This is a genomic window from Streptomyces sp. ITFR-6, assembly GCF_031844725.1.
Taxonomy (GTDB): domain Bacteria; phylum Actinomycetota; class Actinomycetes; order Streptomycetales; family Streptomycetaceae; genus Streptomyces.
Genome location: NZ_CP134612.1, coordinates 4835252 through 4847703, shown reverse-complemented (window position 1 = coordinate 4847703; position 12452 = coordinate 4835252). Strand labels below are relative to the sequence as shown.

General features: G+C 69.9%; 12 protein-coding genes. 11 read left to right on the top strand and 1 reads right to left on the bottom strand.

Annotated elements, in window-relative coordinates; all coding sequences use genetic code 11:
• Nucleotides 1-27: 27 nt before the first annotated feature.
• The 3 genes from RLT59_RS21985 (at nucleotide 28) to RLT59_RS21975 (ending at nucleotide 1847) form a co-directional block, all read left to right on the top strand.
• Nucleotides 28-786 (top strand): SDR family NAD(P)-dependent oxidoreductase, encoded by a 759-nt coding sequence (locus RLT59_RS21985; protein ID WP_311304979.1) that lies wholly within the window; start codon nucleotides 28-30, stop codon nucleotides 784-786.
• Nucleotides 787-962: 176 nt separating this feature from the next.
• On the top strand, nucleotides 963-1310 hold the full coding sequence (locus RLT59_RS21980) for a hypothetical protein (RefSeq protein WP_311304978.1): 348 nt from the start codon (nucleotides 963-965) through the stop codon (nucleotides 1308-1310).
• A gap of 87 nt (nucleotides 1311-1397) precedes the next feature.
• Complete coding sequence (locus tag RLT59_RS21975; protein WP_311304977.1) at nucleotides 1398-1847, top strand: hypothetical protein; 450 nt, start codon at nucleotides 1398-1400, stop codon at nucleotides 1845-1847.
• Between the two features lie 33 nt (nucleotides 1848-1880).
• On the opposite strand, the gene RLT59_RS21970 is transcribed toward RLT59_RS21975, so the two are convergent.
• A complete protein-coding gene (locus RLT59_RS21970; protein ID WP_311304976.1) occupies nucleotides 1881-3074 on the bottom strand; it encodes an RtcB family protein in 1194 nt (397 codons plus the stop codon).
• Between the two features lie 170 nt (nucleotides 3075-3244).
• On the opposite strand from RLT59_RS21970, the gene RLT59_RS21965 reads away from it, so the two are divergent.
• The 8 genes from RLT59_RS21965 to fabG all read left to right on the top strand — a co-directional run bounded on the left by RLT59_RS21965 (nucleotide 3245) and on the right by fabG (nucleotide 12450).
• Nucleotides 3245-4147 (top strand): DUF3558 domain-containing protein, encoded by a 903-nt coding sequence (locus RLT59_RS21965; RefSeq protein ID WP_311307811.1) that lies wholly within the window; start codon nucleotides 3245-3247, stop codon nucleotides 4145-4147.
• A gap of 169 nt (nucleotides 4148-4316) precedes the next feature.
• Nucleotides 4317-5135 carry a DUF3558 family protein gene (locus RLT59_RS21960; protein ID WP_311304975.1) on the top strand — a complete coding sequence of 273 codons (819 nt, stop codon included), beginning with the start codon at nucleotides 4317-4319 and terminating at the stop codon, nucleotides 5133-5135.
• Between the two features lie 219 nt (nucleotides 5136-5354).
• Nucleotides 5355-6833, top strand: coding sequence for a DUF2637 domain-containing protein (locus tag RLT59_RS21955; protein ID WP_311304974.1), 1479 nt, complete (start codon nucleotides 5355-5357; stop codon nucleotides 6831-6833).
• Nucleotides 6834-7390: 557 nt separating this feature from the next.
• Complete coding sequence (locus RLT59_RS21950) at nucleotides 7391-8485, top strand: SMP-30/gluconolactonase/LRE family protein (RefSeq protein ID WP_311304973.1); 1095 nt, start codon at nucleotides 7391-7393, stop codon at nucleotides 8483-8485.
• Complete coding sequence (locus tag RLT59_RS21945) at nucleotides 8482-9936, top strand: MFS transporter (RefSeq protein ID WP_311304972.1); 1455 nt, start codon at nucleotides 8482-8484, stop codon at nucleotides 9934-9936. The genes RLT59_RS21950 and RLT59_RS21945 overlap by 4 nt, the downstream gene beginning before the upstream one ends.
• 97 nt (nucleotides 9937-10033) lie before the next feature.
• Nucleotides 10034-11071 carry an AfsA-related hotdog domain-containing protein gene (locus RLT59_RS21940; RefSeq protein WP_311304971.1) on the top strand — a complete coding sequence of 346 codons (1038 nt, stop codon included), beginning with the start codon at nucleotides 10034-10036 and terminating at the stop codon, nucleotides 11069-11071.
• Between the two features lie 9 nt (nucleotides 11072-11080).
• Nucleotides 11081-11749 carry an HAD family hydrolase gene (locus RLT59_RS21935; protein ID WP_311304970.1) on the top strand — a complete coding sequence of 223 codons (669 nt, stop codon included), beginning with the start codon at nucleotides 11081-11083 and terminating at the stop codon, nucleotides 11747-11749.
• On the top strand, nucleotides 11746-12450 hold the full coding sequence (fabG, locus tag RLT59_RS21930) for a 3-oxoacyl-ACP reductase FabG (protein ID WP_311304969.1): 705 nt from the start codon (nucleotides 11746-11748) through the stop codon (nucleotides 12448-12450). The genes RLT59_RS21935 and fabG overlap by 4 nt, the downstream gene beginning before the upstream one ends.
• Nucleotides 12451-12452 lie beyond the last annotated feature (2 nt).

Sequence of the window (12452 nt, the reverse complement as noted above, 5' to 3'; positions counted from 1 at the left end):
ACCGATCAGCTGTCCGAGGAGCCCGCCATGGCCGCATCCCCCATCGCCGTCATCACCGGAGCGAGCAGCGGCATCGGTGCCGCGACCGCCCGGCAGCTGGCGTCCGCCGGTTACCGCGTCGTGGTCACCGCCCGCCGCAAGGACCGCATCGAGGCGCTCGCCGCCGAGATCACCGAGGCGGGCCACGAGGCCACGGCGTACGCCCTGGACGTCACGGACCGGGCCGCGGTCGACGAGTTCGCCACCGCGTTCCGCTCCCTCGCCGTCCTGGTGAACAACGCGGGCGGTGCGCTCGGGGCCGACCCCGTCGCCACCGGCGACCCGGCCGACTGGCGCCAGATGTACGAGACCAACGTCATCGGCACCCTCAACGTGACCCAGGCCCTGCTCCCCGCGCTCACCGCGAGCGGCGACGGCACGGTGGTCATCCTCTCCTCGACCGCGGGCCTGGCCGCCTACGAGGGCGGCGGCGGCTACGTGGCCGCCAAGCACGGCGAACACGTCCTGGCCGAGACCCTCCGGCTGGAGATCGTCGGCACCCCGGTCCGCGTCATCGAGGTCGCCCCCGGCATGGTCAAGACCGAGGAGTTCGCGACCACCCGCTTCCGCGGCGACACCGAGAAGGCCGCCAAGGTCTACGCGGGCGTCGACGCCCCCCTCAGCGCGGACGACGTGGCCGACACCATCACCTGGGCCGTCACCCGCCCCAGCCACGTCAACATCGACCTCCTGGTCGTCCGCCCCCGCGCCCAGGCCTCCAACTCCAAGGTCCACCGCACGGGCTGACGCGGTCCCGCCCGGAGCGGCCCTCCCTCCTTCACTCGTCCGGGGGAATCCATCCCACCGCCGGAAGAGGCGCCACTTCTCCGGCATACGCTCGATCACAACTTCATACATAACGGCCCCGGCCCGGATTGCAGTCCGGGCCGGGCGCCTCACCACCAAGGAAGTGGAGCTTCCCCGTGGCTGAGCACGACCCTAACGCGCCCGCGCTCCTCGACATCAGCGATCTCGCGGCCCGCCCCATGAGGTTCATGGACCTCACGGATCCCAGGTACAGCTATATGTTCGGCTTCGTGCAGGCGGACGGCCATCTCGCAGCCGGAACGGGCCAGAAAGGCCGCCTCAGCGTCGAAATCAATGTGCGCGACATCGCGATTCTGCGGGAGTTCCAGCAACTGACGCCGTACAACACGAGCATCAGCGAGCGCATCCGCGCCACCAACTTCTCCGAGCGCCACCACTCAGCGATCTGGACGCTCTGCTCCTTGGAAGCCAGGTCCTTACTCAATGAGCTGGGGCTTCCCTAGGGAAGGAAGTCGCGACGCATCACACCTCCACGCGTCGACTTCTCCGCCCGCGACTACCTTCGCGGGGTCATCGACGCGGATGGTTCCGTGGGCTACACCGGTAAGGGATTTCCGTTCGTCTCCCTGACCACTGCCGGCACAGCCGTGGGCGCCTACTTCTGCTTCTGCTCCAAGCGAGTCACTGGCACCAGGCGTTCCATCAAGCGCAACTCCCGTGACGGCGTCTACAACATCGTCTACACCATGGAGGCCGCGGTCGGGCTGGCAGAGCATCTCTACTACCCGGGCTGTCTTGCGCTGAGCCGCAAGCAGGACGCCGCCACAACGCTCTCCGCGTGGCGTCGCCCGGAGGGGCTCAAGCCACGTGCGAAGAACCGCCGCTGGAAGCTCTGGGAGGACGAGCCTCTGCTGCGACTGGACGATGCCACAGCCGCAGGGGCAGAGCTCGACCGAACCCCGGCAAGCTGCTCGGTCCGCCTCTGGCGGCTGAAGTCCGGGCAGGTACCGGGGACAGCCCTTGGCAAGCCCGACCAGTGAGCGAGGGTGAGGCCGAGGCTCTCCGACCTGGCCTCACCCCTTCACGCACACAACCTGCTTCACCTTCGCGACGATCTCCACCAGGTCCCGCTGCTGTTCCATGACCTGCTCGATCGGCTTGTACGCCGCCGGGATCTCGTCCACGACGCCGGAGTCCTTTCGGCACTCCACGCCCTGAGTCTGCTCCTCCAGGTCACGTGCGGAGAACCGCCTCCTGGCCGCGTTACGGCTCATCCGGCGGCCGGCGCCGTGCGAGGCGGAGTTGAACGCCTTCTCGTTTCCGAGACCCTTCACAATGTACGTAGCCGTACCCATCGAGCCCGGAATGATCCCCAGCTCCCCGCTACCCGCCCGGATGGCGCCCTTGCGCGTCACCAGCAGGTCCATGCCCTCGTAGCGCTCCTCCGCGACATAGTTGTGGTGGCAGCTGACTTCCTGGCCGAAGGTCACCTTCGCCTTCTTGAACTCCCTGCGCACCACGTCCTTGAGGATCGCCATCATGGTCGCGCGGTTGTACTTCGCGTACTCCTGCGCCCAGTAGAGGTCGTTGCGGTAGGCCTCCATCGGCGGGGTGTCCGCGAGGAAGACCGCCAGGTCGCGATCGACCAGACCCTGATTGTGCGCGAGCTTCTGAGCCTGACCGATGTGGAATTCGGCAAGTTGATTCCCGATGGCACGCGACCCGGAATGCAGGGTGAGCCACACCGCACCGGCCTCGTCGAGGGAGACCTCGATGTGGTGATTTCCCCCTCCGAGCGTTCCCATCTGCTTTGTGGCACGTTCCCGACGGAATTTGACCGCTTCGGCCACTCCGTCGAACCGTCCCCAGAAGTCGTCCCAGTCGGTCGCCGCGAGCCCGCGCAGCCGGTCCGGGTCCACCGGGTCGTCGTGCATCCCGCGGCCCACCGGAATGGCCTGCTCGATCTTCGACCGGAGCCCGGTCAGGTCGCCGGGCAGGTCGTTGGCGGTCAGCGAGGTCTTGACCGCGGACATCCCGCAGCCGATGTCCACGCCCACCGCCGCCGGGCAGACCGCACCGTGCATCGCGATGACCGAGCCGACCGTGGCGCCCTTGCCGAAGTGGACGTCCGGCATGACGGCCAGGCCCTTGATCCACGGCAGGGTGGCGACGTTGCGCAGCTGCTGCATCGCGACGTCCTCGACCTTGGCCGGGTCGGTCCACATGCGGATGGGTACCTTCGCACCCGGCACCTCTATATACGACATAGTTCCTCGATTCCCCCGAAAAGCCTGAAAGCGCAAAACCGGTACCAAGGTCGGCAAAAGTATCGGCCGATCGGCAGCCACGGCGGCGCGTGCGATACACATTGTGTCCACCGGCCGCCGACGAGCGGCAACCGTTTTTCGCACGAAGGGAGCCCAGGAACGTGCGACGAATGGCGTACGCGCCCGGCGCCGTGCTCATTGCAGCGCTCGCGGTCGGCTGCAGCAGCGGCACCGGAACCGGCGATTCCGCCACCGACAGCAAACCCGGTGCCGTGGCTTCCTCCACCGCGCCTCCGGGCAAGTACCGCACGCTTCCCGAGGCCTGCCGCTCGATCTCGCCCGCCACCCTGAAGGACCTGCTGCCCGGCTCCGCCGAACTGCCGGAGGCCCAGCAGGAGAAGGTGTTCGACGGTTCGCCCGCAGTCACGTACGACACCGACCGGCGGGTCGGCTGCCGCTGGAAGACCGAGGCGCCCGACGGTGCCCACAGCCTCTTCGTCGACTTCGAGCGGGTCGTCTCGTACGACCCGTCCGTGAGCGACGACGACCGTGCCCGCGAGGTGTACGCGAAGAAGGAGGCGGCCGCGGACCTGCCCTCCGCGCTGCCCGGCAGCAGCACGGACAGCGACACTCCGGACGCCTCCGGCTCCCCGTCCACGACCGCGACCGCGAGCGGGAAGCCGGGCAAGGGGGGCGGCAAGGACGGCGGCAAGGCCGCGGGCAAGAGCTCGTACCCGGACGCGGGCGGGAAGACCGGCCCGGACACCGGAGAAAGCCCGGACACGGGGGACAGCGCGGACACAGGTGGCTCCGGGGACGGCGGCGCCGAGAACCTCCAGCCCCGGGTCCTCGATTCGCTCGGTGACAGCGCATTTCTGGACGATCTGCTCACCCGGGCAGGTTCTACCGCACAGCACCGCACGGTGAGCGTGGTATTCCGCACATCGAATGTCATCGTGACCATCCAGTACACCGCGCAGCCGAGCCTCTCCACGGAGATCCCCGACAGCAAGGAACTGCAGGAGAAGGCCCAGGCACTGGGCCGGAAACTGGTCGACAGCTTCAGCGAGTGACCCCGTCCGCGGCCGGTCCGCCCCGGCCCTCGGCAGGTCCGTGAGCCGTCCGGCCGAGGCGGCATCCGGCCGCCGTCCGTCGTACCGTGGCCCTCCGGAACCACCGTCCGCGTCCCTGTCCACCGATCGTCCGGCCGCCCGAACGCCGCGCCACCCGAGTGAAGGAATCATGCACCGATCAGCACCGCGACTCACCCGCATACTCGCCTGCGCCGCCGTTCCGGTGATGCTCGTCGTCGCCGGCTGCTCGTCGGACTCCGACAGCGGGACGGACAAGGCCTCGGCCTCGTCCGCCGCGCCGGACGCCACGAAGACGGAAGCCCAGGTGGCGGCCGCGAAGTTCGCCACGCTGCCCGACCCGTGCAAGTCGGTCACCGCGAAGACGGTCAAGTCCCTGGTGCCCGCCGCCAAGGACAAGAAGGGCACGCAGGGCAGGTCCAGCGACACCGCCGCCCGCGGCAGCTGCTCCTGGAACGGCCTGGACGACAACGGCGTCAAGGGCTCCCAGTACCGGTGGCTCGACACCGGCTTCACCCGCTTCGCCTCCGACCAGGCCCTGGGCAGCGGCGCCGACCGGGCCGGTGACGACCTGGCGAAGCAGATCGACAAGGTCAAGGCGACCGAGGGCGCCAAGAAGCTCGTCGCGGCTCCCGTCAGCGGGATCGGCGAGCAGGCCACCCTGATCACCTACGACCTCGAAAAGACGAGCGAGGACTTCCGCTACGCGACGATCCTCGCCCGTACCGGGAACGTCGTCGTGACCCTCACCTACAACGGCGCGGGTTACGCGGGATCGAAGACCCCCTCGGCCGAGAAGATCACCTCGGGCGCCAAGATGGGCGCGCGCGACGCCGTCGCCTCGGTCGCCACCGCCAACGAGAGCCCGAAGACGAGCGCCTCGCCCGACGCCCCCAAGTCGTCCGGCAAGCCCTCGGCCAAGACATCGGGCAAGACGACGGACAAGGCATCGGACAAGGCTGCCGAGTAGCGTCCTTCCCGGCGCCCCCCATGCGCCCGGGGAGCACCAACTCCCGATCCCATAAGCGGATTTGCGAAGCCCGGCCCTCCTCCTGGAACCGGGCTTCGCCCCTCCCCGCGCAACACGGCTCGCACGCATGTGCCAGGCTGTGCCCGCCAGAACTCACATCGTTCCTCCGGACCGGGCGTCGGAGACGAAGAAGCGGGAAGGGGATCGCGGGTGGCCGCGATGCAGCTCACACGCACGCACCGCATACTCATCGGGCTCGTGGTGGCCGGTGCGGTGCTCATCGCGGCGATCGGCTTCGCGGGCTCCTACGCCGCGGTACGCGAACTCGCCCTGGAGAAGGGCTTCGGGAACTTCTCGCTGGTCTTCCCGATCGGCATCGACGCGGGGATCTGCGTCCTGCTCTCGCTGGACCTGCTGCTGACCTGGCTGCGCATCCCGTTCCCGCTGCTGCGTCAGACGGCCTGGATGCTGACCGCCGCGACGATCGCGTTCAACGGCGCGGCCGCGTGGCCGGACCCGCTGGGCGTCGGCATGCACGCCGTGATCCCGGTGCTGTTCGTGGTCGCCGTCGAGGCCGCCCGGCACGCCGTGGGCCGGATCGCCGACATCACGGCCGACAAGCACATGGAGGGGGTCCGCCTCACCCGGTGGCTGCTCTCCCCGGTGCCGACGTTCCGGCTGTGGCGGCGGATGAAGCTGTGGGAGCTGCGCTCGTACGAGCAGGTCATCAAGCTCGAACAGGACCGGCTGATCTATCAGGCCCGCCTCCAGGCCCGGTTCGGCCGCGGCTGGCGCCGCAAGGCCCCCGTCGAGTCCCTGATGCCGCTGCGCCTCGCGAAGTTCGGCGTTCCGCTGGCCGAGACCGGCCCGGCCGGGCTCGCCGCCGCGGGCATCGAGCCCGTGCTGCTGCCGCCGGCCCCCGCCGACGGGGCTGTCGCCGCCGTCGACACCGCCCGTTCCCAGCAGCCCGAACTCGTCGGCGCCCCGGGGCAGGAGCAGTACGCCGGGCCGCAGCAGAACCAGCAGCAGCACAGCCACCAGGAGAACCAGCCCCAGCACCAGTCCCAGAGTGCCTTCCAGCCTCAGCCTCAGGCGCAGCACCAGTCCCAGCACCAGAGCGCCTTCCAGCCGCACGCCCCGATCCTGACCCCCGCGCCCGATTCGCACGAGAGCCCGTGGTTCGCGGCCCAGTCGCCCGACGGCGCGTACGAGGGTTCGTACAACCCGACGTACCTCGACGTCCAGGAGCCCGGCCCGGTCATGATCCCGACGGGACCCGGCCGCACCCGCTCGCTGGGCAACGTCGGCACCATCGGCGGCGCGCCCGGCCCCGGCGCCGAGCAGCAGCAGCAGCCGGTCCACGAGACAGCCGAGGCAGCCGAGGCGGCCGAGGCTTTCGGTGCGCCCGCGGCCGACGCCGGCCGGCTCCCGGAGGAGCAGAAGCCCGTCGCGGAGGCGGCCGAGGAATGGGCGGAGGAGTGGGCGCAGGAGGACGCGGAGTTCAGCGAGATCGCCTACGAGGTCTTCGCCGCATTCGTGACGCAGCACAGCACGTACCCGAGCATCGAGGTCCTCGACATACACCTGTCGGACGGCCACAACGTGCGGCACCCGCGCAGCGCGGCGCTGCTCCGCCAGCTGATCCAGGGCTTCAAGAACCGCTACCACGCGGAGCTGGAGGCCGACCACATCGCGTGAGTCGCTGAGCAGCTGACCGTGAGCCGCTGAGCCCATGAGCCGCTGAGCCGCTCAGCTCCTGAGGGCCGTCATCCGCATCACCGGGTGGCGGCCCTCAGCGCTGTGCGCGCCCGCGTATGTCACCGGCGCCGCCCCCGCCGCCGCGCTCCCGGATGTCTCGAAGGAGACAGCCCCGGTACGCCCTAGGTCGTCTACTTATCGCGCGGCCACCGGCCTAGATTCATTCGTGTACCGCAAATGAATACGCACCATGGCGAGTTACGGCACCACCCTTCCCGGTTCCCCGACAGCGACGACGCCCGAGAGAGCCGGCCCGTGACAGCCGCCCGTTGAACCACCCGTCGAACCGACCGTTCGCACACCCACCGCGAAGCCGGAATCCGTAGTTCTGCGTGCCCGTATTCCCGCATTTCCGCATTCCGCATTTCCGAAGTCCCGCAGTCCCGCAGTCCCGCATTTCCGCAGTCCCGTACTCCCCCTCACCGCACGCGTACTACGGATTCCAGCCGACCCACCATGAGAGGAACACCGTGTCCCGCGCATTTCCGCTAAGAGCCGTGCTCGCCTCCGCGGCCGTCCTCACGGCGATCGCGCCGATAGCCCTCCCGGCCCCCGCCATGGCGAATTCGTCCTCCCACACCGCGGCTGCCGCCGTCCGTCACACCGGGCCGGACGTGATCAACACCCGGGCGGCCGACGTCTACCCGGAGGGCGTCGCCTGGGACCCCACCCGCCGCGCCTTCCTGGTCGGCTCCGCCCTGAAGGGCACCCTCTCGGTGGTCCGGCTGGACGGCACCGTCACCGAGCTGGCACCCAGCATCGGCATGGTGTCCACACTCGGGGTCCGGGTCGACACCGCGCGCAACCGCATCCTGGTCGCCTACAGCGACTTCTGGATCCGCCAGCGCCTGGACGTCGGTGACCAGCCGCCCACCTCGGGCGTGGCCGTCTTCGCCCTGGACACCGGCAAGCTGCAGCGCCGTATCGACGTCGCCAAGGGGCTCTCGCGCACCTTCGCCAACGACCTGACCTTCGACCCCCGGGGCAACATCTACGTCACGGACTCCGTGTCGGCCACGCTCCAGCGGATCGACCTGGCCGGCCACGTCCACCCGGTGGTCACCGACCCCCGCTTCGCCGCGGACATCGTCGGCCTGAACGGGATCACCTGGCACCCGGACGGCTATCTGCTGGCGCTCCGTTACGACAACGGCGCCATGTTCCGGATCAGCCCGAACGCCCCGGCCCACCGCAAGGTGGCCGAGGTCAAGCTCTCCCAGCCGCTGGTGGGCACGGACGGCCTGGCACTGCGCCCGGACGGCTCCCTGGTCGTGGTGACCAACTCCATCGGTGAGGCCGTCGGCGCGCCGGGCGGCGTGGACGCCGTCACGGTCGTGGACTCGAAGGACGGCTGGCGCAGCGCCACCGTCCGCTCGCGCGAGGAGCCGTGGCCGGTCTCCGGCCCCACGACGGTGGCCGTCACGCCGTACGGCGACTACGTGCTCAGCGGTGAGGTCGGTGTGGTGCTGGCCGGGGAGACCTCGGACCGGATCACGCTGCGCCGTGTGGCCCGCGCCGGCACGAAGCACCACGCCACCGGCCACCACTCCGTGAGCCGTCACTCCACGAGCAACAGGGGGAACCACCGATGACCGAATCCAAACGCAACGGCGTTCTCTGGGCGCTGATCGCCACGTCGCTGCCCATGTTCATGGTCTCGCTGGACAACCTCGTCGTCACCAACGCGCTGGCGGAGATCGGCAAGGACTTCGAGGTCAAGCAGTCCGAGCTGCAGTGGGTGATGAACGGCTACGTGCTGGCCTTCGCGGGTCTGCTGCTGGCCGGTGCGGCACTGGGTGACCGCTTCGGCCGCCGTCGGGTGTTCCTCGGCGGTATCGCCCTGTTCACCGTGTCGTCCGTGGCCTGTGCGATGGCCGGTTCGGTCGTCACGCTGGTCATCGCCCGGGTGTTCCAGGGCGCGGGTGCGGCCGCCATCCTTCCGGTCTCGCTCACGCTGGCCGTCGGCGCCGTCTCCCGGGCGCAGCGGAACCTGGCGGTCGGGGTCTGGGGCGGGGTCAACGGCCTCGGTATCGCGGCCGGTCCGCTCGCGGGCGGTCTGGTCACCGAGAAGATCTCGTGGAGCTGGATCTTCTGGATCAACGTGCCCGTCGGCCTCATCGCCCTGCCGCTGGCCCTCTGGGCGGTCAAGGAGAGCCGGGGCAGGGAGCGCAGCCTGAACGTCCCGAGCATGGTCCTGGTGACCGGTTCCGTCGTGTCGGCCGTCTGGGGCATCGTCTCGGCCGCCGACCACGGGTGGACCAGCACCAGCACGATCATCGGGCTGTCCCTCACGGTGGTCCTCGCGGTGGCGTTCATCGTGTCCGAGCGCTCCAGCAGCCAGCCGCTGATTCCCTCGCATCTGTACCGGGCGCGGGCGTTCGTGCTGAGCAACGTGGTGTCGATCACGATGTACTTCGGTGTCTTCGGGTCGATCTTCTACCTCACCCAGTTCCTCCAGGGCCCGATGGGCTACACCCCCTTCGAGGCGGGTCTGCGCACCATTCCGTGGACGCTGGCGCCGATGTTCGTGGTGCCCGTCGCCAGCCAGTTCGTGGACCGGATCGGCGGCGGTGTGCTGCAGGCCGCGGGCTGCGCCCTGCAGGGCATCGGCCTCGGCTGGATCGCCCTGGTCATCACACCGGACGTCGGTTACGGCGCGATGGTGCCCGCGCTGGCCCTGGCCGGTATCGGCATGGGGCTGGTCTTCGCGGGCAACCCCGCCACGGTGATCTCGGCGGTGCCGGAGAACGAGCAGAACAAGGCGTCCGGTGCCAACAACACCAGCCGTGAGTTCGGTGGCGCGCTCGGTGTGGCCGCGCTCACCACCGTGTTCAGCCGCCAGTTCGCCGACAACACCTCGGGCGACCCGGCCTCGGCGTTCACCGACGGCCTGGAGGCCGCGCTGTGGGTCGGCGTGATCGTGGTGCTGCTCGGCGCGGTGAGCGGACTGCTCATCCGGCGGAGCTCGGAGCTGGCCGGCGACAAGGCGGCGCAGGAGACCGCGGCCGCCGAGGACAGCTCGGCGGCGGTCACGGTCGCCTGACCGGAGCCGCCCCCGGGTGGGGCGGGGCCGGCCGACCGGTCCCGCCCCGCCCCACCGCCCCGCAGATCCACCCCGAAAACAGGTCTGGAGGAAACCGATGACCACCCAGGTGCTGGAAGACGCCACGCAGAGCGTGCGGCCCGACCTCGAATACGGGCGCACCATCGAGCGCTCCCTCGCGCACCGGTCCGCGATATCCGAGGTCTTCGTCACGGACGTCCAGAACGTACGTCCGATGGCGGTGACCGCGGGCATCCACCTGCCGCTGACCCACCTCTACTACAGCGACCACCGGCCGAGGCCGAAGCTGCACGACTCCCTGCTGCTGCTGGAGGCCGGGCGGCAGGCCTCGATCGCGGGTGGCCACACCAACGCCGGGGTGCCGGCCGGAACCGTCGCCATCGTGCACGCCTTCCAGTTCTCGCTGCGGAATCTGTCCGCGCTACGGATCGGCGGCGAACCGGGGCCGCCCCGGATCGACACCGACTTCTTCGGCAAGACCGCCCGGCACAGCGGCCGGTTCCGCAAGGGCCGGCTGGAGCAGCGGATCTACATGGGTGACGTGCACGTGGGCGACCACTCCATGGACGTGCTCTTCCTCAAGGGGGACGAGAACGAGATCCTGCGGCACGCCCAGCGCGGCACGCCCGCGCCGCTCAGTACGGAGTTCACCGAGTGGCCGGGCGTCGTCCGGCGGGGGGCGCCGGAGCTGGTGGGCCGCGACAACCCGCTGAACGTCGTGCTGACGGAGCCGGAGTTCACCGAGGGGTCCGTGTCGGCCCAGGTCGTACCGCGCTTCGACAACCCGGCGCTGTTCGACCACTCCTACGACCATCTGCCGGCGATGGCCCTGGTCGAGGCGGCCCGCCAGCTGGCGCTGCTGACGGCGGCCGCCGCGCCGGGCTCCGGCTCCACGTCCGGCTCGGGTTCCGGTTCCGGGGGCCTCTTCGCCGCCGGTTACGAGGCCGGGTTCCAGCGGTTCGCGGAACTGGACGTCCCTCTGACCGCGACCGCAGAGCGGACTCCCGCGAGCGACGGCCGGCACACGGTACGGGTCGGCTTCCGCCAGGACGGCCAGGAGATCGCGGAACTCACCGTCACCGTCGTCGACGTCTCCCACCTCCAAGGATTCTGAGGCCCCGTCATGTCTGACACCACATCGCCCCCACTGGCCGTCTGGTCGGACTTCGGCGGGGTCCTCACTCCTCCGCTCGGCCACACCATGAAGACGTTCTGCGCCTCGATGGGCCTCGACCAGGTGGTCCTGGGCCGGGCGCTGGCCACCGTCACCGCCCGGTACGGCACCACCGACATCATGCTGCCGATCGACACCCCGCTGGTGACCGAGGAGGAGTGGCTCCAGGAGGTCGGTGACGTGCTGGAGGCCGAGCACGGTGTCCACCTCCGGCTCACCACGATGGCGGACGCCTGGTTCGACGGGCGGGAGACCAACCACGCCTGGCTGGCCCAGCTGCGCAAGATGCGGGAGCGGGGCGCGTTCGTCGGGATGCTCTCCAACATGGTGCCGGCCTGGGACCCGTACTGGCGCCGCATGATCGAGCCCGACGGGCTCTGGGACGACGTGCTCCTCTCCTTCGAGGTGGGTCACCGCAAACCGTCCCCCGGCATGTTCGAACTCGCCGCGCGGCGGGCGGGCGTACCTCCGCAGCGCTGTGTGCTCGTGGACGACCTCCCGCAGAACTGTGCCGGTGCCGAGGCACTCGGCTGGCACGCGGTGCTCTTCACCGACGCCGAGAGCGCCGGCGACCAGCTCGCGTCCCTGTGGGACGAGACCAGGAGGAAGTCCATATGAGCCGCTCCGTACTCGTCACCGGCGGAAACCGGGGCATCGGCCTCGCCACCGCCCGCGCCCTGGCGGCCGAGGGTCACAAGGTGGCCATCACCTACCGCAACGGCGAGCCCCCGCCCGGCTTCTTCGCCGTACGGTGCGACGTGACCGACCCGGCCCAGATCAAGGCCGCGGTCGAGGAGGTGTCCATCCAGCAGGGTGACACCGAGATCCTGGTCTCCAACGCGGGCATCACCCGGGACCAGTTGCTGATCGGCATGCCGGAGGAAGACTTCCGCGCCGTGATGGAGACCAACTTCCAGGGGGCCGTCAGCGTCACCCGGGAGGTCGTCCCCGCGATGATCAAGGCCCGCTGGGGCCGGCTGATCTACATGTCGTCCATCAACAGCATGTCCGGCGCTCCGGGGCAGACCAACTACGCGTCCTCCAAAGCGGCGTTGATCGGATTCGCCAGGTCGCTCGCGATCGAGCTGGGCCGGCGCAACATCACCGTCAACGTGGTGGCTCCCGGAATGATCGAGACCGACATGGTCGAGGACGTCACCGACGCGCGCCGCAAGGCCGCGCTCGCCAGGACGGCGCTGGCCCGTACCGGGACCCCCGAGGAAGTCGCCGCCGCCGCGCGCTTCCTCGCCGGCGAGGACGCCTCGTACGTGACCGCCGGAGTCATCCCGGTCACCGGCGGCCTGGGCGCCGGCCACTGAGC

What these genes read in the sequence shown, in the direction of transcription:
- RLT59_RS21985 (WP_311304979.1), top strand. Translation starts at nt 28, where the DNA reads ATGGCCGCATCCCCCATCGCCGTCATCACCGGAGCGAGCAGCGGCATC.
- RLT59_RS21970 (WP_311304976.1), bottom strand. Translation starts at nt 3,074, where the DNA reads ATGTCGTATATAGAGGTGCCGGGTGCGAAGGTACCCATCCGCATGTGG.
- RLT59_RS21965 (WP_311307811.1), top strand. Translation starts at nt 3,245, where the DNA reads ATGGCGTACGCGCCCGGCGCCGTGCTCATTGCAGCGCTCGCGGTCGGC.
- RLT59_RS21960 (WP_311304975.1), top strand. Translation starts at nt 4,317, where the DNA reads ATGCACCGATCAGCACCGCGACTCACCCGCATACTCGCCTGCGCCGCC.
- RLT59_RS21955 (WP_311304974.1), top strand. Translation starts at nt 5,355, where the DNA reads ATGCAGCTCACACGCACGCACCGCATACTCATCGGGCTCGTGGTGGCC.
- RLT59_RS21945 (WP_311304972.1), top strand. Translation starts at nt 8,482, where the DNA reads ATGACCGAATCCAAACGCAACGGCGTTCTCTGGGCGCTGATCGCCACG.
- RLT59_RS21940 (WP_311304971.1), top strand. Translation starts at nt 10,034, where the DNA reads ATGACCACCCAGGTGCTGGAAGACGCCACGCAGAGCGTGCGGCCCGAC.
- RLT59_RS21935 (WP_311304970.1), top strand. Translation starts at nt 11,081, where the DNA reads ATGTCTGACACCACATCGCCCCCACTGGCCGTCTGGTCGGACTTCGGC.
- fabG (WP_311304969.1), top strand. Translation starts at nt 11,746, where the DNA reads ATGAGCCGCTCCGTACTCGTCACCGGCGGAAACCGGGGCATCGGCCTC.